Raw genomic sequence first — 26722 nt, forward strand, 5'->3', positions numbered from 1 at the left:
CTAATTCATCTTTATCTACTATCTCAAAAAAATCATATAATCTTGATCTCCCAGGTATTCGTATAAACTCTACTCCTAGTAATTTTTTTATCTCCTTCCTTTTAGCGTTTGCTTTCATCCATTTATATACCTCTATTGGATTCTTTGCTCCCATTAATATAGCTATTATCGATAAAAACATTATTACCGGCAAACTATACTGTCTCCCCTGTGGTCTTGCCTGTTCTGATATATGCTCTTTTAAAATTTTCAATAATTCTGGCTCCATTTTTTCTCCCGATATAAATATACTTTTTTGGCTTTATAGCAAAAAGTATTCCTTAGTATCGGAATGGGCTAGAAGTATGGTAATTCAAAATTAAGCATAAATTGTGCGACTGAAGTCGCATCCCCAATTGGGGTCGGGACTTTAGTCCCGAAAATTAGAGATTTTGCAAACTTGTAAGTCATTAAAATTAAGTTAAAGTTAGTTTTGAATTACCGTGAAATAGAAGGCATTTTAGACTTTTTCTGCTACAATTTCGGAATGAAAAACTTAATTATTTTATTTATTTTATCTTCTTTTCTTTTAGCAAAAGATTTCCGTGTAGCAAGTTATAATGTGGAAAACCTATTTGACTTGCAAAGAAGTGGCTCAGAATATACTGAGTATATTCCATTTACAAAGTATGGATGGAATAAAAGAGCTTTCAACATTAAAGTAAATAACATAGCTCAAGTTATTTGTGATATGAAGCCTGATATTATAGGCTTGCAAGAGATTGAAAGCGATTACTCACTTAAAGCACTTCAAATAGCTTTGAAAAGATGTGGTTTAAGAATGCCATATAGAGCTATAGCGAATAAAAAACCATCTACAGTAAAAACTGCCCTACTCTCCAAATATCCTATTATAAAAAAGCGTGAAATTGATCCTGACGGTAAATTGAGAAGCAGAAATATTTTAGAAGTTCTTTTAAATGTAGCTGGCAGACGACTATTTATATTTGTCAATCATTGGAAGTCACGCAGTGGGGCTGAGAGTAGAAGAATTACAAGTGCAAAAGCTTTAATGAAACGACTTTTGAAACTTCCAAAAAATAGTGATTATATTCTATTAGGTGATTTCAACAGTAATTGGGATGAATATAAAACTATATTAAGAACTCCTAGACTTAATGACACAAATGGAATAACAGGTATCAATCATATTCTTAAAACAATAAAAGATGACAAACTTGTAACTAAATTTAATATAAGATGGCCTTACCATTACGATCTATGGTTGGAATTACCCCCTGAAAAAAGATGGTCTCACAATTTTTTCGGTAAAAAGAGTGCACTTGATCATATTATTTTACCATATGGTATGTTTGACAATAAGGGAATAAACTATAAAGATAAAACATTTCATGTTTTTAAACCAAATTACCTTATTAAAAGAGATGGTTCAATTTTCAGATGGCAAGTTTCTGAAAAAGGGTATGGTAAACATTTAAATAGAGGGTACTCTGATCATTTACCAATATATGCAGAGTTTACAACCAAACCATTTATTTTAACAACAAAAAAGGTTGAAGTAGAAAGTCCATCTACTAAATTAGAAAAAAATATAGCTCATATTTCAGATCTTTACAATATGCCATTGGGATGGAAAAATATTACTATTCCTGAAGCAGTTGTGATTTATAAAAAGCCTCCCTTTGCCATTTTAAAAGAACCAAACGATCGTGCAATTTTGGTATATAAAGATATAAATGCTTTAAGATACTCTCATAAATATAAAGTTCTTGTAAAAGATCTATATGAGTACAGAGGTCTTCGTGAAATAACAAAACTTAAAGTATTAAAAGATTTGGGTAAAAGATATATCAATAACCTTTTATTAAAAAACTTCAAAGATTTAAATAAAAAAGAGTATATAAATGAAGTAGTAAAAAAAATTACCGGAAAATATAGAGATGGATATTTATACTATAAAAACGGTAAAAAGATTAAAATATATTTTAAAAATGGTGAATCTATTCCAGTAAATAATGAAACCGTTACATTAAAAAATATCCGTATAGGATTATATAAAAACAAACCAGAACTTGTAGTTGAATAGATTGGAGATATGACTATGATAAATTTAGAAATAAGCACAATTTTTACAGTCGCTCTTTTAGGTGCATTTGGACACTGCATAGGTATGTGTGGAGGATTTGTACTTGCATATACAGCTGCAAAAGTAGATCACCAGTGGTCTAAAACAAGACAAATTATTGTACATTTGCTCTACTCTTTAGGGCGTGTTACAAGCTATATGTTTATTGGTGCCCTGTTTGGCTATTTGGGACAAAAAGTCAGTTTTAATATGACAACAAAAGGCACTCTTTTTATAAGTGTAGGCATATTGATGCTTCTTATTGGTTTATCTCTTATTGGTAAAATAAAATTTCTAAACTCTATTGAATCTTCTATTGCTCAAAGTTCAATATTTGGCAAACTGTTTAAGGCTGTAATACACTCTAAAAGTCTTATGAGCTTCTACTTTATGGGAGTTCTTAATGGTTTGATTCCTTGCGGTTTGGTATATTTCTTTGCCACTGCCGCAATTGTAGCTGGTTCAGCTGTTAAAGGTGCTATTGTAATGGGAGTTTTTGGTGTAGCGACAATACCAGCAATGATGGGTGTAGGTATCTTCTCATCAATAATTAAAGGAGCATCATACAGGCAACTGATTTTAAAGATTGCAGCAGTTGTTGTAATGCTTTTTGGACTCTTTACAGCTTATAAAGGGTATATAATGATCACTAATCCTGAAGTGATCAAGAAAAAAATGCATAAAATGCATCAAGAATTAAAGATACTTCCATCTCAAGAAAAATAGGTACTATAGATAGTTACAATCCAAATAAGTATAGTTAAAATTACAGCAAAAAGGACCATTGCACTTCCTGCATCTTTAGCATGTTTGGCTAAAGTATGATGCTCTTTTGTTACCAAATCAACAGTGCGTTCAATGGCACTATTGCCAAGCTCGGCAATAATGACAATGAACATAGAAAGAGCAAGTACAGATTTAGCTATAAAAGGCATTGGAGCGAAAAAGAGACCAATCCAAACAACAATAGTAATGGCTATTTCAATTTTAAAAGAGGTTTCATTTTTTAAAACCTCAAAAAAACCTTCAATAGCATAATTTGCATTTTTCCAAATGCTGTATTTTGGTTTATTGATCATCTTCTTTTTTCCAAAGCATTTTCATAGCATTTTATTCTTTGTTGCAATCTTTTTGACAAATATTTGCTAGATTCACCAAGCATTTGGTGTATCATCTTGGCATTTTCGAGAATAGTTTTTATTTTACTATCTTCCCATTCTGGTGGTGGCGGTAGCATACTACTTATTCTATCTGCCAATTTAGCCATAGCAATCTCTTTAGGCTGCTCAAGAATACGCATCAAAGAATCTCTTAACTGCTCTTCCTTTGGAAGCTCCACATTTTTAGTCATAGCCGAAACGCCTTCGGCAACCGCTTTGCCAAAATCTCTTTTTATATCTTTAAGGGTTATATCACTCTTTTCAACCACATCATGCAGCAGTGCTGTTACCACGGCAAGATCCAAATCAGCCTTCTCTCCTGCCATAAAAGCAGCAGTCACTTCATACGCTGCAGCAGTTGGATGAGTGATGTAAGGATCACCAAACTTGGTAATCTGACCATAATGAGCCCACGATGCTAGTCTAAGGGCTTTGTGAAATAGATCTGTATTTGGTATCATTCGTAAACTTTTGAAAGAAATTTGGATATGGAAGTTTACCAAAAATAAGGGGAAAAAAGAGTTGGAAAATCTAATAAAAATCGTACTAGAGGCAGGTAAACTGTTTCAAGAAGGCTTTAATGCTACAAAAGAGGTCCGTTATAAAGGAAGTGTTGACCTTGTAACACAATATGATGTAGCAGTAGAAAACCTATTAAAAGAGAAAATCTCAAAGTTGCTTCCAGAATATACGATTATTGGTGAAGAGAGTTCAGACGAGTTTACGCGTGCTACAAAGGCCATTTATATAGACCCTATAGATGGAACTACAAACTTTGTTCATAAAATTCCAGTTTGCGCTATATCTGTTGGAATTTGGATAGAAGGAAAAGCTGAGATAGCAATAGTTTACAATCCAATACTAAATGAACTCTTTTATGCAAAACGAAACGATGGAGCATTTTGTAATGGAAAAAAGATTTCAGTTACATCAACTGATTCGCTGCAACGCTCCCTTTTAGCAACAGGTTTTCCTTATACAAAAGTAGAAAAAGGACGAGATTACAGATGGGTTGTTAAAACTATGGAGAATCTCTTGCCTTATACACAGGATATTCGTCGTTTAGGTGCTGCTTCAATAGACCTTTGCTATGTTGCCAATGGTATTTTTGACGCTTTTTATGAATGTAATCTAAAACCTTGGGATGTAGCAGCAGGAATTTTACTAGTAGAAGAAGCTGGTGGTAAAGTTAGCAATCATAAAGGAGAAGCTTACAATTTAGGTGATCCTATTATTGTAGCAACCAATGGTTGCAATCATAATGCATTAATAGAAAAACTTGCAGATTATGAGGAGGAAGTTTAATGAAAACTCTAAAAAAAGAACAATGCGATCTACTGTTGCAAATAATCTCTACTCACTACCCAAATCAACAAATTTTGCATTTAACAGATGGTTGTAACAATCTTCATCAGGCTCTTTTTGAGTTCACAAAGACAAAAGGACATGAGTATGACCTACGTATGATCAATACAGAAATTAATGATTTACCTATTCAAGAGCATAACGATATTTTTATAAAACCACTTGATATCAATGCCAAAGTCTATAATCAACATTCAAAAAAGTATGAGAATATTTTTGTTACTTTAAACCCTGAGTATATTGAAGCTGATGCTGTAGGGATGTTTAAAAAATTCTTTCGTATAATGAAAAATGCCGGAGTAGTAGTAATTCTTATTCCAAAACGCGAACCATTACTTGATACCATAGATAAAAAACTTGAAGAGAGCTATTTTGTGGCAATAAACCATATTGATATTTTTGATGACTATGATGTAGTGACAGCTAAAAAGTTACATGGATGGGGAGCATACCAAGTGGGATTTTGAAATGTAATTTTAAAACTAAAGGAGAGAAAATTATGGAAGAGAAACAGTATACGCTTGATGAAGCAATAGAACTTTATGAAAATGAAAAATATGAAGAGAGCTTAAAAGCACTGAAACAGCACAAGAAAAATGCAGAAGCACAGTACTATCTTGGAATGATTTACTATGAAGGGTTTGGAGTAGAAAAAGATATTGAGACAGCAAAATATTGGTTTAAAAGGGCATCACGACAAGGAAGTCTGGATGGTGAATATATGCTGCTTTGTTGCGAAGGAAATACTACAAGCTGCTGCAAAGCATAACTTGTAGAGAGAGGCTTGGTACTATTTTAAATACTCAGTTGCCAAGCCTTTTAACTTCTCATAAATTCTTTGAAAATCGGTACTGTAAACTCTAGTCTCTGCAATTGTTGTTATGAAGTTTGTATCTCTAGAAAATCTAGGTACAAGATGAAGATGTATATGCTCAGCAATCCCAGCTCCAGCTGCACTACCTAAATTCATACCCATATTAACCCCTTCAGCACCAAACCCATCTTTTAGCATAGCAACTCCTTGTTGAGCCAACTGACTCATTCGCATCCAAACTTTAGGATCAAGCTTTTCAAGACTGTCTGTATGAAAATGAGGAATAATCATAAAGTGCCCTGGAGTATAAGGGTATTTATTCATAACAACAAAGCAGTATTCATCTCTAAAGAGAACTTGACTCTTTTCATCCAATTCAGCATGTTTACTAATATAACAAAAAACACACCCTTCAATCTTCTCACCCGTAATATATTCAGTCCGCCATGGAGCGTAGAGATGATCCATTTAATCTTCTCCAATTATTTATAAATTAGAAAAATTATACACTAATTTATATTCAAAGCAGTTCTTAAATAAGAAAGATGAATAATAAGTGTATATCCTTTTGAAAGGAGGAGTTGAAAAATGGTAGGAGGCTCATATAAAAATATTGTTCTTGTATCGATAATTCTTGGAGGTTTTGTTCTTTTTATGATCATTACAACAGCTTGGGTAATTAATGATGTTAGTAAAGGTCGTTCATGCTATAGAACCTGTGATGTACCCCAAAAAGGGGCTAAAGAGTTAAAAAAATTCCAAACAAATGAAAATAAGCCTAGTCAAACAGATAAATAATTTTTGGCCAAAGCATCAAAATTGCAAGGGCTGTTAATTGTAATAAAATAAAGGGGATGACTCCTTTATAAATTTGGCCGGTTGTAACTTTATCGCCTACAGCTCCTTTTAGATAAAAGAGAGCAAAGCCAAATGGCGGTGTAAGAAATGATGCTTGTAAATTCATAGCTATTAAAACAGCAAACCATATTGGATCTATTCCAAAACTGGCAGCAATTGGTACTAAAATAGGCACAACAATAAATGAGATTTCGATAAAGTCAACAAAAAAGCCTAAGATAAAGATTAGAATCATTGTTACAATGATAAATGTCCACTTGCCGCCAAGATCTTCTGTAAAGAATTGATGTACAAAGTCACCACCATCAAAAGCATTAAAAACCAAACTAAAAGCTGTTGCACCAATTAAGATCATAAAGATCATTGCACTAAGTTTTACAGTCTCAATCGTAGCATAGCGAAGAGTTTTAAAAGAGAAGGTTCGTTTGAGCATACTTAAAACTATTGCACCCAAAACACCAACAGCGGCAGATTCGGTAGGACTGGCAATTCCGGCAAAGATTGAGCCTAATACTGCAACGATCAAAAGTAGTGGAGGAAGGATCGCTTTTAATGCTTTTACCAACAACTCTTTATAAGGTATCTGCTCACTCTTCATTGCAGGAGCAACAGAAGGCTTAAGCCAAGCAAGAATAAGGATATATAGAATATAAAGCATTGTCAACAAAATACCTGGCACTATAGCCGCTTTAAAGAGATCACCGACACTCACATACATTACATCACCCAAAACAATCAAAACAACTGATGGTGGAATAATCTGACCCAATGTTCCACTAGCAACAATAGTTCCAGAGGCTAATTTAGGATCATAATTGTGTTTAAGCATAATTGGCAGTGTAATAAGCCCCATCATAACAACGCTTGCCCCTACAATCCCTGTACTGGCAGCCAAAACTGCACCCACTAAAACAGTTGAGATCGCCAAACCTCCTCTAACCGGTCCAAAGAGTTTTGCCATTGACTCCAAAAGCTCTTCTGCCATTTTCGATTTTTCCAGAACAAGCCCCATAAATATAAAGAGAGGAACTGCCATTAGAGTAAAATTTTGCATAATTCCGTAGATTCTAAATGGCAGTAGTTCAAATACTTGAAGCCCTACATCCCATGGAAAGAGGAGTGCAAAAAGAATTGCAACTCCACCAAAAGCAAAAGCAACGGGTATGCCTAAAAGCAAAAAGAATAAAGCCGTTAAAAACATAAGCACACCAATCATTTCAACTCTCCCATACGATAAAAAGCTTTGATTGTTTCACTTATAGCTTGCAGTATGAGCAAAATGAAGCTAATGATTACAAATGATTTAATGATATAGCGACAACAGAGTCCACCCGGATCAGGACTCATTTCACCTTGCAAAAAACTTTGAAGCACAAAATCCCAACTAAACCATACCACTAACAAACCTAACGGAATAACAAAAAAGATCATAGTTATAATCTGCACTATCTCTTTAAATTTTGCAGACATCCTAGCATAAAAGAGATCTACTCTTACATGTTTGTTGTGTTTTAGTGCATATGAAAGACCCAATAAAAATAGAATATCAAAAAGGTGCCACTCCAACTCTTGAAGTGCTACAGAACCTTCGTTAAAGATGTATCGCATAGAAGTATCATATACGATCAGAAGTGCTAAAACAAAAGTGGCAATAGCACCTAATGCCCCTGCCCATTTACTCAGTTCATCAATCCAATAGGAAAGTTTAAGCATTATTGCCTCCTATATAAAATTAGGTGCATCATTGGCAAAGAGTATCAGATCTCCTGGTTTTGTCAGTTCTGCTAATAACTCTTGCATTTTAGATTTATCATTTAATATATGTAGTTTCTCATTATCAACTATCTTTTTGAAAGTTTCTTGATTTATCTTACCTGTTACTATGATCAGATCAAAAATTTCATCTGCTTTTTTTGCTACTTTTTCATTTAGTTCAGTGTCACTTTCAACAAGACCCGGAGTTACCAGTACTTTACGTCCAGAGTGTTGTGAAGCTAGTTCAAAAGAGTTAAGCATTCCATCGATATTTCCATTAAAACTATCATCAAGGATCACTTTCCCATTTGCTTCAATACGTTGCAGACGATGTTCAACTGGTTGAAGAGTTTTAGCATATGTAACAGCTTTTTCGTAAGGAATACTAAGAGCATTAGCCACGTGAAGAGCAGCTGTTACATTGATTGCATTAAACTTACCAAGAATTGGAATATGCAGATGAAGCGTACCTTGCGACAGATCAAGATCAAACTCAACTCCCTCTAATGTAGCATTGATATTCTTGATCTCATCACCAAAGATAGTAACCTTCTCATATGGTTTAACATTAGCAGATGTATGTACCCAAGCGTGCTCTAATCTTTTACTTGACAAAATCTCCATTTTTGTATTTCTTATGCGTTCAAGCGTTTTAAAATACTCTATATGCTGAGGACCTATGACACCAACCACAGCGTAGTGTGGCTGAACAAACTCTGTAATTTCAGCTATATCTCCAGGTCCCCTTGCTCCCATTTCAACGATATAAACTTCAGTATCTTCAGGTAGATCGTCATTTATATCTTTCATTACACCACCAAGAGTATTAACACTTCTTGGTGTAGCATATACTTTTCTTTCATTGCCAAGAATTTGTGCAATAAAGTTTTTTATGCTTGTTTTTCCATAACTTGCTGTAACACCAATGATGATAAGATTATCCATCTTTTTTAGCTTCTCTTTTGCTTTTATTTTAAAGCCATGAAATAAAACTTTCTCTATCATCATTGAGCCAATTACAGTCATTGTCAATGGTAAAATTACTCCAAATACCTGACATGCCTCTTTTGCAAGGCATAAAATATCTTGAAAAACTGTAAGCATAAGAAGCAGTGCAAAAAATCTTTTTATTCGTCCTGTAACTACCAACTTTTTATCAAGTTTTTTATTCCAGAGCCAAAGAGACGGCAAGTAAGCAAAATAGAAATAGATCCAAAAATAGATATCTGTAAAATAGTAGGCAAAAAGCGGAATCAAAAAGTAGATAATATGCCAGTGATATTTTGTATGGTGTAAAATTACACGTTCTATCTTGTAACTGTACCATTGCAAGTTAGTAGCTAAGTACCACCCTAAAGAAAGAACAAGTAAAATATGTGATATCAGTAAAAACAAGGTCAATGTCATTGTCTATTCCTTTTTATTAAAAACTCTTCTATTGTTTTGATTACTTCATTTTTTTGTTTTAAAAAGAAGTAGTGATCTCCTTCAAAAACTTTAAAATCTGCATTAGGCATAAGATTATATATCTTTTTACCAGCTGTAAGTGGTGTTGCACTATCTTCTTTTCCCCAGCAAATTAATGCAGAATGTACAAACTCACTAAAAACTTTTTCAAAATCCTCATCCACAACATTTTTAAAAGTTTTATACATATGTTCAGGCATCCCAGCAGCATCTTGTGAAACAAAAAACTTTCTTAAAAACTTCCCTCCAAACGGTTTAAGCAGTTTAAAAAATGCAATTTTTGCCCTTATTTTAAAAGGTTTTGGCATAACAATTCCTGCACTTGAAAGCAAAATAAGGGAGTCTGGGTTTAAAAGAGTTGCAACTTTGCCTCCAAAAGAGTGTCCTGCTGCAACATCAGGATTAATTTTTATTGCATTTAAAAACTCTTTTACAATATTTGCATAATCTAAAGTAGTTAATACTATTTCATTATCACTCTTTCCAAACCCTGGCAAATCGATATAGATATGCTTATATTCTTTAAATGCATTGCCAAAAGCCTGCTTCATAATCTCTTTATTACTTCCCCATCCGTGTAAAAAAATAATTGTATCTTTTTGTGACGGATTTACCATATCATAAGAGATTTTAAATGTTTTTCCTTTGTAAAGAATAGGTTTGACAGCCATAACTACTCTCTTCTAAGAATAACATTATTAAGAAAATCAGAAAGAAAACTCTCTTTTTGCTCTTTGAAACATCTTTTCATCTTAACTCTATCCAACTTTTCAGTCCATTCAAAAATATCAGCATTAGGATTCTCTTTTTTATGCTTTGCAAACTCTTCAAAGTAGTAATCTATAATTCCGGCATTAGAGCTTTTAATATGGCCATATGGAATAAATTTAAGCTGATCTATCTTTTCTAGTGGTAATCCTTCTTTATAGTAAAGATAAAATGTAGCAGCAAGTCCAGTTCTGTCAGCTCCTGCTTTACAATGCATTAAAACAGGATACTCTGCCTCTTCAAAAGCTTTTGCTAGCTTTTCTAGACGCTCCTTGTCTGGAAGTGCTCTGGAGTAAATTTCAACATCAATCATCTTTACACCAATCTCATCACATGTCTTTTTTTCAAGCATATAGACTGGACTATGAGGCTGTGTACCACGTAGATTAATAACTGTTTTAATCCCCTTCTCTTTGACAATCTTTTTTAGCTGCCACGGAGTTGGCTGACTGGAACGATAAAGATTGTCATTAACCTTATGAAGATTGAGACGAAAGATATTGGTAAAATTATGCTCAATTATCATTGAGGTAAACCAAGCTTTGATTTTATCCCAAAGCGTTTCATACTTTACAGGTGGCTTTTTACTCATATATTGCTCGCTATGTGGTAAAGTTTTTTAAATGTATCGCAATCTTTTGAGAGTTGCTCTTTATTGCCTTGACATACAATATGACCATTTTCAAAGACTAAAATCTTATCTGCACGTTCAATGGTTGTAAGACGATGTGCGATCATAAAGACTATAAGATCTTTTTTTAAGGCATAAATTGTTTCTATAATAGCCGCTTCACTCTTATTGTCTAATGCACTTGTAGCTTCATCAAGAATTAAAATATCAGGTGACTTGTAAAGTGCTCTTGCAATTGCAATCCGCTGACGCTGTCCGCCGGAGAGGTTTGTACCACCTTCACTAAGTACTGTATAGATGCCATTCTCAAGAGAGTTGACAAACTCCCATAAATTTGCCTTTTTAAGTGCTTCTATTACTTTTTCTTCATCTGGTTCAACACCGTAAGCTATATTTGCAGCAATTGTATCATTGCTTATATATATGCGCTGTGTAACGATAGCAATTCGATCACGAAGTGATTTAACATCAATCTCTCTTGCATCTATGCCATTGATTTTTACTACACCTTCTACTGGATCATAAAAGCGAAGAATCAAGTTAACCATAGAACTCTTTCCTCCGCCACTATCGCCTACCAAACCTATAACTTCACCCTTTTTAGCATTAAAAGATATATTTTCCAGCGCAACAGTGTCACCATATTTTAGTGTTACATTTTCAAACTCTAAATTTTGGACATTTTTAAGTATTTTATCTCCACTTATTATCATAGGTTTATATTGAAGAATCTGCTCTATCCGCTCATTTGCTGCTACTGCATCCTGTAAGTGGCTGTAAGCCGTTGAAATTCGTCGTAATGGATCGATTAAAAGAGAGAGTGCTGTTAAAAAAGAGAAAAATTCACCGGTTGTAAGCTCTTTGGTAATTAAAACTTCTCTACCACCTATAATAATAACACTAGTAATTGCAATAGCGGCAACAAGCTCAAGTATAGGTATGAGCATCTGCTGAACTTTAACAGTCTTAATGTTGGTCGTAAAAAAACTCTTGTTACGCTCTTTAAAGTTACCAAGCTCATACTCTTGAGCGTTATATGATTTAATCATCTCATAATTGGCAAAGATTTCTGAAAGAGTAGATATAAGATCAGAGTTGAGCTCTTGAGATTTATGAGATAGCTTTTTTATCTTTTTTGAGATCACTTCAACCGGATAAACAGCTAATGGAATAATAATTAGAGAGTATAGTGCAAGTGTTGGGCTTTGATAAATGACTACACCAAGAAGAGCTAAAACTGTAACAAGCTCTCTAAGCACAACTGCCAAATCTGAAGAGATGGCAGTTTGTACCCGTAATATATCATTACTGATACGGCTTATCAATTCACCACTATGAAACCTGAAATGAAAGTCCATATCAAGGTGCATCATATGGTTAAGCATTCTGTTACGAAGCTTTCTAATAATATCTTGCCCAATAAAGCTTAAAGCATACGATTGCATAAATGTTCCAAGCCCTTTTCCAACAAAAGCAAGTATTATGAAAATAGGCAGAATATAGAGCATTTGAATATCTTGCTCAACAAAGATACGATCCATTAAAGGTTTAACCAAATAGGCAATTGCAGCAGTTGCCCCAGAAGCAAGCAACATACCGATAATTGCCATAACTATCTTGACCTTATAATCACGGTAGTATGGTAAGTATGTTTTAAAAAATTTTTTCATTTAATTATTCTCATTTAAAAACTTTTCACAAAATTGTTTTGATGATATGATACTCTATATCAGAATCAAAGATATTTAAGATTACATTAATATCCACAAATACTCTCACCTAAATCTCCATCTCTGCTTTTATACTTTGTATAGATTTACCCACAAACATCCCCCTGCAACTTCCTGCTATCCTATCTAATATCTCTAACTTCTCTTGGACCTCTTTTTCTTTTTTCTCTTCTAAAAATCTTTTAAACTCACCTGCCAATTTATGAGAGATAAAGATTCCTTGCAATTTTTTCTCTTTTTTATCTTCTACCTCAATAAAATCTACCCCTTCAAGTTTATCTACACTTTGAGGTAACTCTCTTATGTCAACTTTCATCATTTTAAACTCCTTATGTTTTAAACCTTAGGACCTTTTGCTGACTGTACTTGATTTATGTAAGCATAATCAGGCTTAATTACTCTATTTTTTGGCAAATGTGAAGATAGTTTAGTTAAAACTGAAGTGAAATCATCAAAAAGATAGTTTGCCATAGATCCAGGAATAGGATTGATCTCATTAAGAACTATTTTTCCATCTTTTACAAAGAAGTCACAGCGGATCAACGCCCCTTCAAACATTGAACCATATACAGTTTTAAAACTATTTTTTAGACTATTTTCCAATTCAGAGCCAATTTTGGCACTATTTACACTTTCTGTTCTTGAAAAATCGAGATACTTTTGTTCAAAATCGAGAAACTCTTTTTTCTGTGGTGCTTCTATACGACTAAGTATCCACTCATCACCTACTTTACAACCTGCTACATTATATTCACTGATACCTTCTACAAAAGGCTCAACAAGAACTTCATCATCGAACTCAAATGCAACATCAAGTGCAAAGTCTAACTCTTTGGCTGACTTAACGATGCTAACACCTATTGAACTGCCAAGTCTAAGCGGCTTGATGATTACCGGATAGTCAAAATTTATCTCTCTTTTATCATTAATTGAAACAATCTGATAATCCAAACACTCAACACCAATCTCTTTGGCATACATTTTTGTAAGCCATTTGTTAAAACTAAGAACTGAAGCCTCTTTTCTGGGACCTATATAAGGGATAGAGTAGAAATCAAGCAGTGCTGAAACTGTACCATCTTCTCCCTGCCCTCCGTGGACAAGATTTAAAACTGTATCAAAATCTTTAACAGGCTTTGATTTAAAAAGTCCTCTTTTTTCAAAACCACCTTTTGTCAAATATATTTTCTCATCTTTTTTATAGCTTTTTGAGCTAAAATGGTTCGATTTCATACTATTAGCCGGAATAAGATAAAAACTTCCATCTGCATCCAGAAATATAAATGTAAGTGGCATATTCAAAACTTTTTTCAAAGCTATTGCACTTACAATGCTTATTTCGTGTTCAAAACTCATACCACCAAATAATATAGCTAGTCTCATTCTAAAAAAATCTCCTCTTATTAAACACTATTTACTCAATTTTTTTAACGCTTCTTTAATAAGGCTCTCTGTATCGCTTCCTATACACTGTGAAAGTACCTTTGTAATATGCTCTTTTTTAAAGCCTAAACTTTCAAGTGCCATTGCTGCTTCATTGTGTGCTTTGCTTGCAGGGTTTGACTCACCGGCAATTTCTAACGAGAATCCTCCAAGCTCAACTAGAATTCTACCTGCACTTTTTGGTCCTATGCCAGGAACACGCTTAAGCATTCCTACATCTTTGCTTTCAACAATCTGTGCAAATGTTTGAGGAGTAAAGGTAGAGCATATTGCCATTGCTACCTTTGGACCTACTCCATTAATTTTAATTAATGTATCAAACATGCGTTTTTCGTTTATATCTAAAAAGCCATAAAGCAGTTGAGCATCCTCTCTAATGATGTGTGTTGTATAAAGCTTAACTTCACTCTCTTTAATCGCTGCACTACAATGTAACGATACAAAAACTTCATAAATCAATCCACTGCTTGTCAATATATGCAGATGAGTTGGATCTTTTTTTTCTATTTTTCCTTTAATGCCTACAATCATTTAGTTAGAAGCCTTTTTTGCCAAAATTTGGTACATTCCATCATCTTGTTCCTTCAAATACAACTCTTGATTCTTTTCTCCAGCTTTTGGGTAATATGTAATTCGCTGAGGTGGATTTAAAAGTTGATATTCTACTTCAGTAAAATCTTTCCAAACACCTCTATTTATAATTTTAGCATTTAAAACCATCTCTTGATATGTTAAAAGTTTAGTATTTATAATTTTCATTTCATCTTTTAAATGTGTATATTCAAGATTTTTCTCTTCAACTTTTTCTATGAGTTGTTGAAATTGTTTAATTTTAATTATAAATGAAGTTTGTGGTTTTATACCTTTAGCTTTATCTTGTACAATTTTTTGTTTTAAAGTTTTAACTGCTGGTTCAGATTTTTCTTTTATTTTATTAAGCTTTGAAAGCTCTTCCTCTATTTTTCTGATCTTTTTTTTGAGTTTTTCTTTCTTCTCTTTTAATTCTGTTAACTCTTTATTATAAACAGGTATTTCATTAGCATCAATTACAATTTTATTATTTTCACCGAGCATATCTTCTATTTCAATTGATGATATTGCATAAAGTTTTACATTGGAACCTATTTTATTAATAACAATATCCATTGCTTTAATTTCTCCTCCAATAGCCTGCTGAACCTTAACATGTCTAGCTTCTACTTTTCCACCTTCCAACCGTGTAACTTCAGCTGTTTCTGTTCTTAAAAAACCTTTATGAACATTTATTTTTGCATATTTAGCAAAAATTTCAGAAGTTTTATGAGTTTGACCTCCTATATAAACTTTTTCTCCAGTAACTTTACTTGAAGCTCCTACATTACCTTCAACTTTTACCTCTTCAGCTTCAACTTCTAAACCTGTTCCAATAGCATCTTTAATTGCATCTTTTTCGTGTATATGAAGTTTTACTTCAGTTTCAACTCCTGCATCTATAGAACCAGTTTTTTTAAAACTTACTTCATCAATTTGCATCTCATCTTGAATATCATATGTATTGTTGTTAAATACAACATATCCACCTCTTTGTGCCTTATAAATTATCTTAGATTCATCTTCTATAACTGCAATATTATCTGAAACATTAAAGTTAGGTCTCTCTTTATCTTTAGGAGGTGCAACAGGTATAAATTCACCTTTACAATTTCTTCCAGGAATGCCTGATTTTGCTTTTATATATTCAATTATCATCTCACCTTTTTCAACTGCTTGAACATAACCTCTCTTGCTATAGTCTATTCTATCATTTTGATCTACGGAATCTTGTTTATTTTTATAATGCATAATTAATTGACTATCTATAGACTGTATTGATGGATAACATTGTGCTACATCAAACTTTATATCTTCTGGAACTAAATACTGCTTATTAACACGAACTTGAGCACATATTTCATTAAGAGCATTATCATAATCAACTTCCCATAGCTCTATTAGCATACCAGCCCTCATCATCTGCTTATGAATATTATTTTTTAATTTATTAAATAGATCTTCAGTTTCAATAAGTTTTGAACCAGCTTTTAAAATAGCTGAAATTCTGTTTTTTTCCTTATTTGTCATTATATGAAGCTGTAAGTCCCTACACCAAGGCTCTTCTTTATGTTTAATTATCTCGATCTCGTATGTCTGTTTTATTAAAACATTTGGATTTAAAATAATTTTAGGTTGATTAAAATTATTCCAGTCTCTATGCTCTATTTCTGTCCAATCTGGATCATTAGGATCCATTTTTACCAATGTATGATAACTTAATAAAATAAAATCAAGTCTAGCAGTACTAAGTGAATATTTCTTTGCTGCATTATGTAATGCCTGAGAAATATTATCAGTTTTAATTACAAATGGAGTAAAGTCATCATTTTTTGTTTTAGCTTTTGAACTTTTTGAATCTTTTGAACTTTTAAATACATCAAATAATCCCATAATATTTCTCCAAACATACTAAGTAGAAGTATTTTAATCTATTTATAGTTAAAATTGCATCAATTATACCTAAGGTTCAATACTATGAGGTTACAATCTATATTCACTAACAGTGCAGGAATATTACTTTCTCGAATATTTGGATTTATTCGTGATCTTCTTATGGCTTCAATTTTAGGGGCTAATATTTTTACAGATATATTTTTCGTAGCTTTTAAACTACCTAATCTGTTTAGAAGAATTTTTGCAGAGGGTGCATTTGTTCAAAGTTTCCTTCCTACATTTATATCTTCACGACACCCTTCAGTTTTTGCTGTATCTATTCTAATAAGATTTTTCTTTTTTCTTATGTTTGTATCACTGCTTGTCACACTCTTTTCATCAGAAGTAACTAGACTTATAGCTATAGGTTTTAATGACGATACAATAAAAGCCGCATCTCCTCTAGTAGCAATAAATTTTTACTATTTAGACTTTATTTTTCTTGTCACATTTTTGGCATCCTTACTGCAATATAAAGAGCATTTTGCGACTACAGCATTTTCAACAGTTCTTTTAAATATATCAATGATTTCAGCATTAGTACTTTTTAGACATGATGATCCTGAAACTATTGTGTATGCACTCAGTTACTCAGTTTTGATAGGTGGAGCATTACAGTTACTAGTGCATATATGGATGATTCGCAAGATTGGTTTATGTCCTATGCTGGTTGGTGGCTATAAGTATATGAAAAAAAAGAGAGAGGCTTTAAAAAATGATATTTCACGTTTCAGTAAAGCATTTTTTCCTTCAGTTTTAGGAAACTCTACGGCACAAATCTCCTCTTTTATAGATACTTGGCTTGCCTCTTTTTTGGTAAGCGGTTCTATTAGCTATCTTTTTTATGCAAATCGCCTTTTTCAACTCCCTTTAGCACTATTTGCTACAGCAGCTTCTACTGCACTTTTCCCAGGTATTAGCAAACTCTTAAAACGCAAAGAGTTTGATGAAGCAAAACTTCAATCAAAAAGAGTATTTTGGATCCTTTTTGGTCTGCTTGGTGGTGCAACTGCGATAGCTGTCATACTCTCTGAAGAGATTATATGGCTACTCTTTGAAAGAGGTGCATTTGATCATACAGATACACAAAACAGTGCAGAGGTAATGGTAATGTATATGGTTGGGCTTATGCCATTTGGTTTGGCAAAACTCTTCTCTTTATGGCTTTATGCAATGCAAAGACAAGCAGAAGCTGCCAAAATTGCAGCAAAGTCTCTTGGTGTAAATATTCTATTTTCAATTCTTCTCATAGGACCATTTGCAGCACCTGGTTTAGCACTTGCAAGCAGTATTGGAGGTTGGGTTCTGTTTATTCTAACAATTAAAGCAGTAGGTAATGAGATCTTTTTCGATATAATTCGATCAAAATTTGCTCCTTTATCACTACTGTTTATAATTGTATCTGCAGTGGCTGCGTGGGGGCTTAAGGTGATTATTCATGGTTATCTATGATTCGGTAAAGAAAGAGAAAGTTCCATTTGAACCATTAAAAAAGGATCAAGTACGTCTTTATGTATGTGGACCAACAGTTTATGATGATGCTCATTTAGGGCATGCTAGAAGTGCAATTGCATTTGATCTACTTTATAGAACGCTTACAGAACTAGGTTTTAATGTAACATTTGCAAGAAACTTTACAGATATTGATGATAAGATCATTAAAAAATCTATTGAAACTGGTGAAAAGATTGAATCTATTACAAAGAGATATACTGAGCATTATATCAATGATATGAAAGCTCTTAATGTAAAAGATGCTGATATCTCACCTCGTGCAACAACCTCAATTCAAGCTATTATAGGTATGATCTCAAAACTTCTTGAGAATGGATTTGCTTATCAAAGTGATGAGGGTACTGTATGGTTTGATACAACAAAAGATAGTGCTTACTGCTCTTTATCACATAGATGCAGTGATGATGAAGATGCACAAGCTCGCATTGAACATGAAGAGGGAAAACGTCATCTAAGAGATTTTGCTCTCTGGAAAGCTTGCAAGCAAAATGATGTATGTTATGACTCACCTTTTGGAAGAGGAAGACCTGGATGGCACATTGAGTGTTCAGCAATGATCGATGAGTATTTAGCCTATAAAGATGAAGAGTATGCCATAGACATCCACGGTGGCGGTGCAGATCTATTCTTTCCACACCATGAAAATGAAGCAGCTCAAACAAGGTGTGCTACACATCAAAAATTGGCAAAATATTGGATGCATAACGGCTTTGTTACCATTGATGGTGAAAAGATGAGTAAAAGCTTGGGCAATAGTTTTTTTGTAAAAGATGCACTTAAAGCTTACGATGGAGAGATAATTAGATTCTATCTTTTAAGCACACATTACAGGGCAAACTTTAACTTCAATGAAGAGGATCTTTTAGCATCAAAGAAACGTCTAGATAAGATATATCGTCTAAAAAAGCGTCTTTATGGAGTGAAAAAAGGTAGAGTCGATTCTAACTTTCAAAAAGAGATGCTAGATGCACTAAGTGATGATCTTAATATTTCAAAAGCATTAGCCATTGTTGATGAGATGGTAACTTCTGCAAATGAACACCTTGACCTAAACCCTAAAGATAAAGGCTTTAAACAGAGTGTTATAGCAAATATCGACTGGCTTAATGAAGTTCTTGGAGTTGGAGGTAAAGATGCATTTGCATACTTCCAGCTAGGAGTAAGTAAAGAGGAGATTTCAAAAATTGAATCTTTAATCTTAGAGAGAAATGAGGCTAAAAAAGCTAAAGATTTTGAAAAAGCAGATGCAATTAGAGATGAACTATTGGCTATGGGAATTCAGTTAATGGATACACCTAACGGTACTGTTTGGGAGAAAGCAGAGTAATAAGAGGTAATAATTGCACTATCTACTATTACCGATAGTGCAATTAAATAAGCTAATTTGATCTTTTCAAATATCTAACAAGGTATCTATCTGTAGAAACAGTTAGATCAATAGATTTGTTTTTCAATATTTTATCTGCCAACATTTTTCCAATTAGAGGTCCAAATACAAATCCCCTACCTCCAAAACCTCCTATGATGTAGCATCCAGACAAATAAGGGATCTCTTCAGACTCTAATTTTATATTTTTATATGGTGGTTTAAATCTATTTTTTGCTTCATTTGCATCTGCCAAATTGCCAGCAATTGGAAAGTGATCATTAACAGCAGAGCGATGCCCTGAATAGATCTTAACTAACTCACACCCTTTCAATTCTGGAACTAATTCAATTGCATCTTGAATCAGTTGATTTATCCGCTCAATCTCACTACGAGAATCATCTCTTACGTGAGTAGCACCTATTCTTACTATTCCATCAATATTAGGAGATACTGAAAGTTTTTTGTGTACAGTTACAGGAACTTTTGCTGATGTTTTAACATCAACCCGTTCTCCCCAAACTCCACCTATTGTAATATAAGGAGTTTCAACAGGTAAATTATCTGCCCCTGTAGCCAAAACTATGTTTTTAGTTGTAAATTCACCTATATGCCAAAATCCATTTTCATAAATAGGTTTTGCTTCATAACCAAATCGAACATCAATAGAAGTTATAAGCTTTTTGGCTACTGTCATTGGATCTACAAAAGCACTATGTTCAAAGTAGAATGCACCATTTTTCAAAGATTCAGAGGAGATAAAAGGAAAATCTTTAGGCTCACACCACTTATAAGAAAGCTCAAAATGTCTCTTAAAAACCTCAAATTCATCAGCATCTTTATCATCTTTTGGAATGCGTACCAAACCCTTCTGATAAAAGCCTTTAGGAACAGTTTTTTTGTAAAAATCTAGTGCAAAAAGATATGCTTTATTAGTTACAAGCTGAAGGTCTCCACCTTTTCCCAGCCTTGGAGATAAAAAAGCACCTGCCGCGCCACTAGCTCCTGAGAGTAGACTATCTTTTTCTAATATAAGAACTTTTTGACCTGCTTCCTTCAACCAATAAGCAACACTGAGCCCAGCTATACCAGCACCAATGACTATTGCATCAAATCTCTCTTGTTTCAATTAAATGTCTCATCTTTTTCTTGTAAGATTTTATCTAATACTTCAAAAACTTTTTTGCTACTCTCTTCCATTGCCATTAAATGTTTTTCAATCTCTTTTATATCTTCAGGTGATCTTTTTATTACATCAAATATAAGTTTTGTAGCATTATGAACACCAGAATGAGGAGTTTCAAGGTCTTTATAGCTTAATACTTTCGAGAAGCCTCTTTTGCCATCACCTTCATAATACCACTTTCCAAGCCTACAATTATGGTAGTCAACAAAGTTGAATACCCCTTTTCCTTCTATTACTGAAAGATATGTGTTAACTTTCCAAATAATATGATCTAACTTGGCAAGGCTCATAAAAACTCTATCTGCTGCACTATATAAAGATTTAAAAGATTTTTCAATAACCATTACCTCTTCCGACAGCTTACTCTCTAATTCATATATATACTCATTACTTTCAACTATACCCTTGCCTAATATACTGTTATAATCATTCATTTGTAATACATCTTGTCCCATTGACTGTATTACTATTTGTATTTCTCCAACTGCCTTATTTGTTCGTTCAGCCAATTGCCTAACCTCATCAGCAACAACTGCAAAACCTCGCCCATGTTCACCAGCACGCGCTGCCTCTATTGCTGCATTTAATGCCAGTAAATTTGTTTGATCTGCTATATCTTTAATTAACGATAATATAGTTGTTATCTCATTTGCTCTTTCAGATAGTGCAGATGATGCTACTGCACTATCTTGAGAAATCTGATTTAATTGGTCTAATTTTTCTACAACATTTTTTGCACTATCTAAAAGACCTTTCATATCTGTAATAACTTCATCTGAATTATCTATTATGTTTTTAGTCTGTTCTATACTGCTAGATAAATTATTTTGAACATCAAAAAGTCCTATTTTTAAATTTTCATTTTCATACTTCATTAATTTTTTAAAGTTATCATCTTTTCTATTATTTATATCTTTTCTATTATTTATATTTATTAAGCTATCATTTAACCTTTCATTCTCTTCTCTTAATCTTTCAATCTCTTCTCTTAACTTTCTATTCTCTTCTTCTAATTTATTGATAGCTTTATTATTAAAAAACATAAACACTTACCTCTCTTTTTAAAATTATAAGATTAGTTTTCCTAATTAATAGAAAAACTAATCAAAAGCTATATCTTTTATATCGGCAATATCTTTGAATGCTTTATATATTAAACCAACAATAGCTCGTCTGTTAACTCTCAATTTTTCATCTTCTGCATTTACCATAACATTGTCAAAAAAACGATCCAGTTCTGGTTTAAGAGAAAAAAGTGCATCTAGTTTCATTTCATAATTATCATAAGATTTTTGGGTTATAGATTGGAATGCTTCAAATAAATCTCTCTCTTCCTCTTTTTCAAAAAGAGTCTTATCTACTTTCAAATCACATTCAAGATCAATATCTTTACTTATATTTGCAACACGTTTAAAAGTAGTGAATATCTCTTTAAATTCATCACTTTCAACAATGTTTTTAAGAGCATTTACCTTCTTGACAATCTCATTTACATCACGCTCACCGCTAGCTAAAACTGCTGTAATGATTGAAGGGTTGGCATCTAATGCTTTATAAAAACGCTCATTAAAAAATTTCTCAAGTTCATTAAGGTCAAAATCTGCATACTCATTTTTAAAAGTCTCAACCATCTTAGTAATATTAAACGCTATGTCAAAGTGTGTAACAATACGTATAATACCAGCCGCAGCACGTCTAAGAGCAAACGGGTCACGTGATCCTGTAGGAATTTTACCTACAGAAAATAGTGCCATTAAATTATCAAATTTATATGCAATAGCTAAAAGTGCAGCAAAAAGATTTGCAGGTAAGTCACTATCTTCACCGCTTGGAAGGTACTGATCACGCAAAGCGAGAGAGACCAAATCATCTTCTCCAAGTGCTTTTGCATAGTAATATCCCATAATTCCCTGCAATTCAGTAAACTCATAAACCATCTCACTAAGCAAGTCTGCTTTTGCCAGCATTGCTGCACGAGATGCCAACTCTTTAAGCTCTTTTGCATCTTTGGATGTCTCTTTTTCAAGCTTGTCGGCATAAACTTCAGCAAGCTTTGTTGTAATAACACTTTCACGAACACTCTTATCATACATTGAACCAAGACCATCCATAAAGATGATATTTTTCAATCCTTCAGGATTAAGACCATTTTTAAGGTCATTTTCATAAAAAAACATTGCATCGCTTAGTCTTGGCTTTAAAACACGCTCATTGCCTGCAATTACTTGACTAAAATCATCTGTCTTGGCATTAGATACAACAACAAAACTGTTATGCAAAGTCCCATCTTTAAAGACAGGAAAGTAGCGTTGATGCTCTTTCATACTTGTCATAATGACTTCTGGCGGAAGTTTTAAGAAACTTTCATCAAATCGACCAATAAGTGGTGTTGGATACTCAGTAATAGCAACAACTTCATCCAAAAGGCTCTCATCACGCCCTACAGAGACTCCTTCATCTTTCTCTATGGACTCAAATCCTTGTAAAATCTTTTCACGACGCTTATCGGCAAATAGTTCAACACCACCATCTTTTAGTGCATCAAAGTAATCTTTAGGTGAATCAACTCTAATTGGGTCAAAAGATACCTGGCGATGTAAACGTGTTGTGTTAGAGCTTTTTACACCAAAAAGTTCAATACTTGGCACACTCTCTCCAAAAAGAGCAAGAACCCATCTAACTGGGCGAATGAACTCCTCTTTTAAACTGCCCCAGCGCATCATTTTCCCAAATCGCATAGAAGCGATCCAGGCATTTACCATTTCATTAAGCAGCTCTTCACTATCTTTGCCTTCAATCTTCTTTTTATAGTAAAGTACCTCTTTACCACCCTTTTGGCCTCTACCTAACTCATCTATTGATACTCCACACTTTTTTGCAAAGCTTTCAGCTGCACGAGTTGGTTCACCATCTTTAAATGCTATATGCACAGGAGGTCCAAAAAGCTCTTCTTCGCTATCTGGCTGTTTTTTCAAAAACTCTGAATGCCATAAAACAAGTCGACGAGGAGTATATGAAAACTCAAATTCACATAACAGTCGATTCTCTTCAAGGATCTTCACCCAAGACTTTTCTATATCATCAACTATTTTCAACAGAGGAACAGCTGGTAGTTCTTCTACACCGATTTCAATAAGAAGGGGTTGGGTCATAGCGTCTCCACTTTCTAAAAAATTGACCCGATTTTATCAAAAATGCGCTTTTGACAAAATTATGCATAAAAATCAAAGCCATCCATATTCTCAAAGAGTTTGTCAAAAAGCCTCTTTGTACTCTCCAGTAATTTTTGGCTCTTTTCAAAAATATCTAAAACTTCATCCATTGCATCTACTGTTTTATCTTTTAGGAACTCTTGTGAATCTGGTGATTCCAATTTAGGCATATTGTTTCGCATTACTTGAGAGAAGTTTGTAATCTCTTTAAATCCAGGGATTTCATCACTCTTTTTTACATTTTCCAAAAACTTCTGATATAAAGGCTTAATCTTTTTCATAGCCTCTTCTATCTCTTTTTGGTCCTGTTCGCTGATGCCATCACCTTTGTAAGAGAAGCTATACCCAAGTTCGTGTCTGAGTCTCATAGAAAAAGAGCGCTCACTGCTACTCTCCTTTGCATCAAATTCGACACTTTTATTGTCATAAAAAGATAGTGAAACCTCATCACCTGAGCTTGTCTTTAATTCGAATGAAAAAGCATTTGATGTAGAGTTGAGAGAGTTTATATGCATCATTTCTATTTCTCCATAAACTTTATGGAAAATATATCGGTTAAAATTTTTTTATTTTAACGACTTGCACAGATATAGCAAACATCTTTTGGTACATAAGCACTATGCGGAGTATTTGCAACACTTTCCATTCTATCACCAGGGAATAGATCGATTGTTTTACCATTTTCAATAATTTGTAGATGTCCAGATAGAATCCAACGCACTTCATAATGTGGATGAGTATGTTCAGGATATTTGGTCCCTTCACTGTCACACCATTTAAAAATATTGAAATATCCCTCTTTTTCTAAAATCTCTTTTATCTTTTTTTCATCTGTTATGGAAGTTTTGACAACCTTAGCCATTTGCTCAAAGCTCCTTGGAGTCTATGATGAATGTTACAGGTCCATCATTAATGATCTCAACCTCCATCATTGCGCCAAACTTGCCTGTTTGAACCTCTATATGTTTGCCAAGTTGCAAACAAAACTCTTCATAAAGCCTTTTTGCTTCATCTGGCGGCATAGCATTATCAAAACTTGGTCTTCTGCCCTTCTTAACATTGCCGGCAAGTGTAAACTGGCTAACTACAAGTGCCTCACCTTTAACATCTAAAATATTTTTATTCATCTTGCCATTTTCATCAGCAAATACTCTTAAATTTACGATTTTTTGCACCAGTTTTTCTATATCTGCCTCATCATCTTCTTTAAGTACACCAAGCAAAATATTGTAACCCAAACCAATCTCTCCAACAGTTTCACCATCTACAGTTACTTTAGAGCGGCTAACACGTTGCAAAAGGGCTATCAATTTTTATCCTCCATCTGCTTTTGGTTAGACTCACTACCATTATCACCATAACGCTCTTCATACTTATTTGCGTGGTATCCTCTTATTATCCAAACCATAAAGAGGACAAAACCAATTATCATAATTACATCCATAAATCCATTCACATCAATCCTTTAAAAGTTTCAAAATTTTGTCTTACAGCTTCATATGCAATGATACCTACACTTATGGATATATTTAAACTTCTTCCCTCAGGAGTCTGCGGAATCGTAATGCACTTTTCTTTATTTGCATCCAGCAACTCTTTTGGAAGTCCAGTTGTTTCACTGCCAAAAAGCAAAAAATCACCAGGCTTAAACTCAACTTCAAAATATGGTCTGTCTGTTTTTGTAGTTGCAAGCCACATTCTTTTATTGCCATGCTCTTTCATAAAAGCATCTAATGATGGCCAGATAGTAGGATTGAGTTTATGCCAGTAATCAAGCCCTGCTCTTTTTAATCGTTTATCTTCTATTACAAATCCTAACGGCTCTATTAGATGCAAAGATGCGCCCATATTTACACAAAGCCGTCCTATAGTCCCAGTATTGGGGGCAATTTTTGGTTCAACGAGTACTATATTTACCATTTTTCTATTGCTCCAAAATAAATTGCTAAAATTGTAGCTAAAAAAATTGATCCCCCAATAAAAGTACTTTAACTTAGATAATTACTATTTTTCACAAACTACACTTCTTACTCTTTTTTCCCACGCTTCTGGTATGCAAATGCGAAATTTTGGATCTTTACTCTCTACAATCTCTACAAGTTTATCAATAACCTCAGAAGGATCAGACTGATCACTCTCAACCCAAGCTTCTACATCCTTGATAGCCTTATCATCTGAAGCAAAAATAGAGTTTTTTCCATACCATTTATACTTAGATTGATTCATACGTTCATTAAACCCTGTTGAATATGTACCTGGTTCAATCACACTTACCTTGATATTATGAGGCTTCAACTCTGCGTGTAGAACATCAGCAGCTGCTTCAAGAGCATGTTTAGTCATACAGTATGAACCCAAATAGGGAGCAGTCATACGTCCAGCAACAGAAGAGACAATGATTATCTGACCAAATCCCTTCTTCATCATTCCTTTAACAATACTTTGAGTCAGTGCTATAGTACCAAACACATTGACTTCAAAATTTTCACGAAGATATTTCATTGGTATTTCAGCAAGTGGTCCTGATTCAGCAATGCCCGCATTATTTATAAGTATATCTACATCCCACTCTTCTGCTTGCAATCTATCATTAGCATCAGTAATATCTAGTTTTTTAACAGTAAGAGCAATATTATCTTTTTTTGCATCCTCTTCTAATAGAGATTTTTGTTCATCTGTTTGGGTAGATGCAATCACATCATAACCTCTTTTTGCAAGTTCAAAAGCAGTTCCTCTACCAAATCCAGAACCTGCACCTGTTATCAATACTCTTTTTTTCATTAACTTTTCCATTACAAACTCTTTCTTTTTTATATAAATAG

General features: G+C 33.6%; 31 protein-coding genes. 8 read left to right on the forward strand and 23 right to left on the reverse strand.

What is annotated here, in order from left to right:
• Nucleotides 1-268 (reverse strand): transposase family protein (locus tag BM227_RS06630; RefSeq protein ID WP_143089708.1); only part of this gene is annotated, 268 nt, incomplete at its 3' end.
• A 258-nt stretch (nucleotides 269-526) separates the two neighbouring features.
• On the opposite strand from BM227_RS06630, the gene BM227_RS06635 reads away from it, so the two are divergent.
• Both BM227_RS06635 and BM227_RS06640 read left to right on the forward strand, forming a co-directional pair.
• Nucleotides 527-2086 carry an endonuclease/exonuclease/phosphatase family protein gene (locus tag BM227_RS06635; protein WP_092912349.1) on the forward strand — a complete coding sequence of 520 codons (1560 nt, stop codon included), beginning with the start codon at nucleotides 527-529 and terminating at the stop codon, nucleotides 2084-2086.
• Nucleotides 2087-2101: 15 nt separating this feature from the next.
• Entirely contained in the window at nucleotides 2102-2851 is a 750-nt protein-coding gene (locus tag BM227_RS06640; protein WP_092912351.1) for a sulfite exporter TauE/SafE family protein, read from the forward strand.
• Here BM227_RS06640 and BM227_RS06645 read toward each other — a convergent pair.
• Together BM227_RS06645 and BM227_RS06650 are read right to left on the reverse strand one after the other, a co-directional pair.
• Nucleotides 2839-3204, reverse strand: a complete 366-nt coding sequence (locus BM227_RS06645; protein ID WP_092912353.1) for a diacylglycerol kinase — start codon at nucleotides 3202-3204, stop codon at nucleotides 2839-2841. The two genes, BM227_RS06640 and BM227_RS06645, sit on opposite strands and share 13 nt — an antisense overlap.
• Nucleotides 3201-3746, reverse strand: coding sequence for an HD domain-containing protein (locus BM227_RS06650; protein WP_092912355.1), 546 nt, complete (start codon nucleotides 3744-3746; stop codon nucleotides 3201-3203). Before BM227_RS06650 ends, BM227_RS06645 begins: the two co-directional genes overlap by 4 nt.
• Before the next feature lie 61 nt (nucleotides 3747-3807).
• Between BM227_RS06650 and BM227_RS06655 the strand changes: the two genes are divergently transcribed.
• The 3 genes from BM227_RS06655 to BM227_RS06665 are packed head-to-tail and all read left to right on the forward strand — an operon-like array spanning nucleotide 3808 to nucleotide 5419.
• Nucleotides 3808-4590, forward strand: coding sequence for an inositol monophosphatase family protein (locus BM227_RS06655; protein ID WP_092912357.1), 783 nt, complete (start codon nucleotides 3808-3810; stop codon nucleotides 4588-4590).
• Nucleotides 4590-5117: a hypothetical protein gene (locus BM227_RS06660; protein WP_092912359.1), complete on the forward strand. Its 528-nt coding sequence runs from the start codon at nucleotides 4590-4592 to the stop codon at nucleotides 5115-5117. Before BM227_RS06655 ends, BM227_RS06660 begins: the two co-directional genes overlap by 1 nt.
• Nucleotides 5118-5149: 32 nt before the next feature.
• Nucleotides 5150-5419 carry a tetratricopeptide repeat protein gene (locus tag BM227_RS06665; RefSeq protein WP_177202010.1) on the forward strand — a complete coding sequence of 90 codons (270 nt, stop codon included), beginning with the start codon at nucleotides 5150-5152 and terminating at the stop codon, nucleotides 5417-5419.
• Between the two features lie 21 nt (nucleotides 5420-5440).
• Here BM227_RS06665 and BM227_RS06670 read toward each other — a convergent pair whose 3' ends face one another.
• A complete protein-coding gene (locus tag BM227_RS06670) occupies nucleotides 5441-5932 on the reverse strand; it encodes an HIT family protein (protein WP_092912363.1) in 492 nt (163 codons plus the stop codon).
• Between the two features lie 120 nt (nucleotides 5933-6052).
• On the opposite strand from BM227_RS06670, the gene BM227_RS06675 reads away from it, so the two are divergent.
• On the forward strand, nucleotides 6053-6262 hold the full coding sequence (locus BM227_RS06675; RefSeq protein WP_092912365.1) for a hypothetical protein: 210 nt from the start codon (nucleotides 6053-6055) through the stop codon (nucleotides 6260-6262).
• Here BM227_RS06675 and BM227_RS06680 read toward each other — a convergent pair.
• From BM227_RS06680 to BM227_RS06725, 10 genes are all read right to left on the reverse strand, one after another.
• Nucleotides 6243-7538, reverse strand: coding sequence for a TRAP transporter large permease (locus BM227_RS06680; protein ID WP_092912367.1), 1296 nt, complete (start codon nucleotides 7536-7538; stop codon nucleotides 6243-6245). The genes BM227_RS06675 and BM227_RS06680 overlap by 20 nt on opposite strands.
• Nucleotides 7535-8035, reverse strand: a complete 501-nt coding sequence (locus tag BM227_RS06685; protein WP_092912369.1) for a TRAP transporter small permease subunit — start codon at nucleotides 8033-8035, stop codon at nucleotides 7535-7537. Before BM227_RS06685 ends, BM227_RS06680 begins: the two co-directional genes overlap by 4 nt.
• A 9-nt stretch (nucleotides 8036-8044) precedes the next feature.
• A complete protein-coding gene (locus BM227_RS06690; protein WP_092912371.1) occupies nucleotides 8045-9484 on the reverse strand; it encodes a Mur ligase family protein in 1440 nt (479 codons plus the stop codon).
• Nucleotides 9481-10215: an alpha/beta fold hydrolase gene (locus BM227_RS06695; protein ID WP_092912373.1), complete on the reverse strand. Its 735-nt coding sequence runs from the start codon at nucleotides 10213-10215 to the stop codon at nucleotides 9481-9483. Before BM227_RS06695 ends, BM227_RS06690 begins: the two co-directional genes overlap by 4 nt.
• Before the next feature lie 2 nt (nucleotides 10216-10217).
• Nucleotides 10218-10904, reverse strand: a complete 687-nt coding sequence (locus BM227_RS06700; RefSeq protein ID WP_092912374.1) for a fused DSP-PTPase phosphatase/NAD kinase-like protein — start codon at nucleotides 10902-10904, stop codon at nucleotides 10218-10220.
• Complete coding sequence (locus BM227_RS06705) at nucleotides 10901-12613, reverse strand: ABC transporter ATP-binding protein (RefSeq protein ID WP_092912376.1); 1713 nt, start codon at nucleotides 12611-12613, stop codon at nucleotides 10901-10903. Before BM227_RS06705 ends, BM227_RS06700 begins: the two co-directional genes overlap by 4 nt.
• A 109-nt stretch (nucleotides 12614-12722) precedes the next feature.
• Nucleotides 12723-12992, reverse strand: a complete 270-nt coding sequence (locus BM227_RS06710) for a hypothetical protein (protein WP_092912378.1) — start codon at nucleotides 12990-12992, stop codon at nucleotides 12723-12725.
• 17 nt (nucleotides 12993-13009) lie between these two features.
• Nucleotides 13010-14056, reverse strand: a complete 1047-nt coding sequence (locus BM227_RS06715) for a D-alanine--D-alanine ligase (protein WP_092912379.1) — start codon at nucleotides 14054-14056, stop codon at nucleotides 13010-13012.
• A gap of 27 nt (nucleotides 14057-14083) precedes the next feature.
• Nucleotides 14084-14647 carry a Holliday junction branch migration protein RuvA gene (gene ruvA, locus BM227_RS06720; protein WP_092912381.1) on the reverse strand — a complete coding sequence of 188 codons (564 nt, stop codon included), beginning with the start codon at nucleotides 14645-14647 and terminating at the stop codon, nucleotides 14084-14086.
• Nucleotides 14648-16579 carry a flagellar assembly protein A gene (locus tag BM227_RS06725; RefSeq protein WP_092912383.1) on the reverse strand — a complete coding sequence of 644 codons (1932 nt, stop codon included), beginning with the start codon at nucleotides 16577-16579 and terminating at the stop codon, nucleotides 14648-14650.
• An 84-nt stretch (nucleotides 16580-16663) separates the two neighbouring features.
• Here BM227_RS06725 and murJ point away from each other — a divergent pair, with 84 nt between their 5' ends.
• Nucleotides 16664-18073 carry a murein biosynthesis integral membrane protein MurJ gene (murJ, locus tag BM227_RS06730; protein WP_092912385.1) on the forward strand — a complete coding sequence of 470 codons (1410 nt, stop codon included), beginning with the start codon at nucleotides 16664-16666 and terminating at the stop codon, nucleotides 18071-18073.
• Nucleotides 18060-19463, forward strand: a complete 1404-nt coding sequence (cysS, locus tag BM227_RS06735) for a cysteine--tRNA ligase (RefSeq protein WP_092912387.1) — start codon at nucleotides 18060-18062, stop codon at nucleotides 19461-19463. Before murJ ends, cysS begins: the two co-directional genes overlap by 14 nt.
• 52 nt (nucleotides 19464-19515) lie before the next feature.
• On the opposite strand, the gene BM227_RS06740 is transcribed toward cysS, so the two are convergent.
• The 9 genes from BM227_RS06740 to BM227_RS06775 all read right to left on the reverse strand — a co-directional run bounded on the left by BM227_RS06740 (nucleotide 19516) and on the right by BM227_RS06775 (nucleotide 26693).
• The gene (locus BM227_RS06740) at nucleotides 19516-20631 is read right to left on the reverse strand and encodes an NAD(P)/FAD-dependent oxidoreductase (RefSeq protein ID WP_092912388.1); all 1116 of its coding nucleotides are present in this window, start codon (nucleotides 20629-20631) and stop codon (nucleotides 19516-19518) included.
• On the reverse strand, nucleotides 20628-21731 hold the full coding sequence (locus BM227_RS13415) for a methyl-accepting chemotaxis protein (protein WP_143089709.1): 1104 nt from the start codon (nucleotides 21729-21731) through the stop codon (nucleotides 20628-20630). Before BM227_RS13415 ends, BM227_RS06740 begins: the two co-directional genes overlap by 4 nt.
• A gap of 57 nt (nucleotides 21732-21788) precedes the next feature.
• Complete coding sequence (gene glyS, locus BM227_RS06750) at nucleotides 21789-23840, reverse strand: glycine--tRNA ligase subunit beta (protein ID WP_092912391.1); 2052 nt, start codon at nucleotides 23838-23840, stop codon at nucleotides 21789-21791.
• A gap of 59 nt (nucleotides 23841-23899) precedes the next feature.
• Nucleotides 23900-24418 (reverse strand): hypothetical protein, encoded by a 519-nt coding sequence (locus tag BM227_RS06755; RefSeq protein WP_092912393.1) that lies wholly within the window; start codon nucleotides 24416-24418, stop codon nucleotides 23900-23902.
• 53 nt (nucleotides 24419-24471) lie between these two features.
• Nucleotides 24472-24762 (reverse strand): cupin domain-containing protein, encoded by a 291-nt coding sequence (locus BM227_RS06760; protein WP_092912395.1) that lies wholly within the window; start codon nucleotides 24760-24762, stop codon nucleotides 24472-24474.
• A gap of 4 nt (nucleotides 24763-24766) precedes the next feature.
• Nucleotides 24767-25210, reverse strand: a complete 444-nt coding sequence (dtd, locus tag BM227_RS06765; protein ID WP_092912396.1) for a D-aminoacyl-tRNA deacylase — start codon at nucleotides 25208-25210, stop codon at nucleotides 24767-24769.
• Entirely contained in the window at nucleotides 25207-25356 is a 150-nt protein-coding gene (locus tag BM227_RS12740) for a hypothetical protein (protein WP_177202011.1), read from the reverse strand. Before BM227_RS12740 ends, dtd begins: the two co-directional genes overlap by 4 nt.
• Nucleotides 25353-25820 carry a tRNA (cytidine(34)-2'-O)-methyltransferase gene (locus tag BM227_RS06770; RefSeq protein ID WP_092912398.1) on the reverse strand — a complete coding sequence of 156 codons (468 nt, stop codon included), beginning with the start codon at nucleotides 25818-25820 and terminating at the stop codon, nucleotides 25353-25355. The genes BM227_RS12740 and BM227_RS06770 overlap by 4 nt, the downstream gene beginning before the upstream one ends.
• Before the next feature lie 84 nt (nucleotides 25821-25904).
• Nucleotides 25905-26693 (reverse strand): SDR family oxidoreductase, encoded by a 789-nt coding sequence (locus BM227_RS06775; protein WP_092912400.1) that lies wholly within the window; start codon nucleotides 26691-26693, stop codon nucleotides 25905-25907.
• Nucleotides 26694-26722: the final 29 nt, after the last annotated feature.

Source organism: Hydrogenimonas thermophila, from assembly GCF_900115615.1.
GTDB lineage: Bacteria > Campylobacterota > Campylobacteria > Campylobacterales > Hydrogenimonadaceae > Hydrogenimonas > Hydrogenimonas thermophila.

Excerpts from the sequence above, each read along its gene's own strand:
- BM227_RS06635 (WP_092912349.1), top strand. The coding sequence starts at position 527 with ATGAAAAACTTAATTATTTTATTTATTTTATCTTCTTTTCTTTTAGCA.
- BM227_RS06640 (WP_092912351.1), top strand. The coding sequence starts at position 2,102 with ATGATAAATTTAGAAATAAGCACAATTTTTACAGTCGCTCTTTTAGGT.
- BM227_RS06645 (WP_092912353.1), bottom strand. The coding sequence starts at position 3,204 with ATGATCAATAAACCAAAATACAGCATTTGGAAAAATGCAAATTATGCT.
- BM227_RS06650 (WP_092912355.1), bottom strand. The coding sequence starts at position 3,746 with ATGATACCAAATACAGATCTATTTCACAAAGCCCTTAGACTAGCATCG.
- BM227_RS06660 (WP_092912359.1), top strand. The coding sequence starts at position 4,590 with ATGAAAACTCTAAAAAAAGAACAATGCGATCTACTGTTGCAAATAATC.
- BM227_RS06665 (WP_177202010.1), top strand. The coding sequence starts at position 5,150 with ATGGAAGAGAAACAGTATACGCTTGATGAAGCAATAGAACTTTATGAA.
- BM227_RS06670 (WP_092912363.1), bottom strand. The coding sequence starts at position 5,932 with ATGGATCATCTCTACGCTCCATGGCGGACTGAATATATTACGGGTGAG.
- BM227_RS06675 (WP_092912365.1), top strand. The coding sequence starts at position 6,053 with ATGGTAGGAGGCTCATATAAAAATATTGTTCTTGTATCGATAATTCTT.
- BM227_RS06680 (WP_092912367.1), bottom strand. The coding sequence starts at position 7,538 with ATGATTGGTGTGCTTATGTTTTTAACGGCTTTATTCTTTTTGCTTTTA.
- BM227_RS06685 (WP_092912369.1), bottom strand. The coding sequence starts at position 8,035 with ATGCTTAAACTTTCCTATTGGATTGATGAACTGAGTAAATGGGCAGGG.
- BM227_RS06690 (WP_092912371.1), bottom strand. The coding sequence starts at position 9,484 with ATGACATTGACCTTGTTTTTACTGATATCACATATTTTACTTGTTCTT.
- BM227_RS06695 (WP_092912373.1), bottom strand. The coding sequence starts at position 10,215 with ATGGCTGTCAAACCTATTCTTTACAAAGGAAAAACATTTAAAATCTCT.
- BM227_RS06700 (WP_092912374.1), bottom strand. The coding sequence starts at position 10,904 with ATGAGTAAAAAGCCACCTGTAAAGTATGAAACGCTTTGGGATAAAATC.
- BM227_RS06705 (WP_092912376.1), bottom strand. The coding sequence starts at position 12,613 with ATGAAAAAATTTTTTAAAACATACTTACCATACTACCGTGATTATAAG.
- BM227_RS06710 (WP_092912378.1), bottom strand. The coding sequence starts at position 12,992 with ATGATGAAAGTTGACATAAGAGAGTTACCTCAAAGTGTAGATAAACTT.
- BM227_RS06715 (WP_092912379.1), bottom strand. The coding sequence starts at position 14,056 with ATGAGACTAGCTATATTATTTGGTGGTATGAGTTTTGAACACGAAATA.
- ruvA (WP_092912381.1), bottom strand. The coding sequence starts at position 14,647 with ATGATTGTAGGCATTAAAGGAAAAATAGAAAAAAAAGATCCAACTCAT.
- BM227_RS06725 (WP_092912383.1), bottom strand. The coding sequence starts at position 16,579 with ATGGGATTATTTGATGTATTTAAAAGTTCAAAAGATTCAAAAAGTTCA.
- murJ (WP_092912385.1), top strand. The coding sequence starts at position 16,664 with ATGAGGTTACAATCTATATTCACTAACAGTGCAGGAATATTACTTTCT.
- cysS (WP_092912387.1), top strand. The coding sequence starts at position 18,060 with ATGGTTATCTATGATTCGGTAAAGAAAGAGAAAGTTCCATTTGAACCA.
- BM227_RS13415 (WP_143089709.1), bottom strand. The coding sequence starts at position 21,731 with ATGTTTTTTAATAATAAAGCTATCAATAAATTAGAAGAAGAGAATAGA.
- glyS (WP_092912391.1), bottom strand. The coding sequence starts at position 23,840 with ATGACCCAACCCCTTCTTATTGAAATCGGTGTAGAAGAACTACCAGCT.
- BM227_RS06755 (WP_092912393.1), bottom strand. The coding sequence starts at position 24,418 with ATGATGCATATAAACTCTCTCAACTCTACATCAAATGCTTTTTCATTC.
- BM227_RS06760 (WP_092912395.1), bottom strand. The coding sequence starts at position 24,762 with ATGGCTAAGGTTGTCAAAACTTCCATAACAGATGAAAAAAAGATAAAA.
- BM227_RS06770 (WP_092912398.1), bottom strand. The coding sequence starts at position 25,820 with ATGGTAAATATAGTACTCGTTGAACCAAAAATTGCCCCCAATACTGGG.
- BM227_RS06775 (WP_092912400.1), bottom strand. The coding sequence starts at position 26,693 with ATGGAAAAGTTAATGAAAAAAAGAGTATTGATAACAGGTGCAGGTTCT.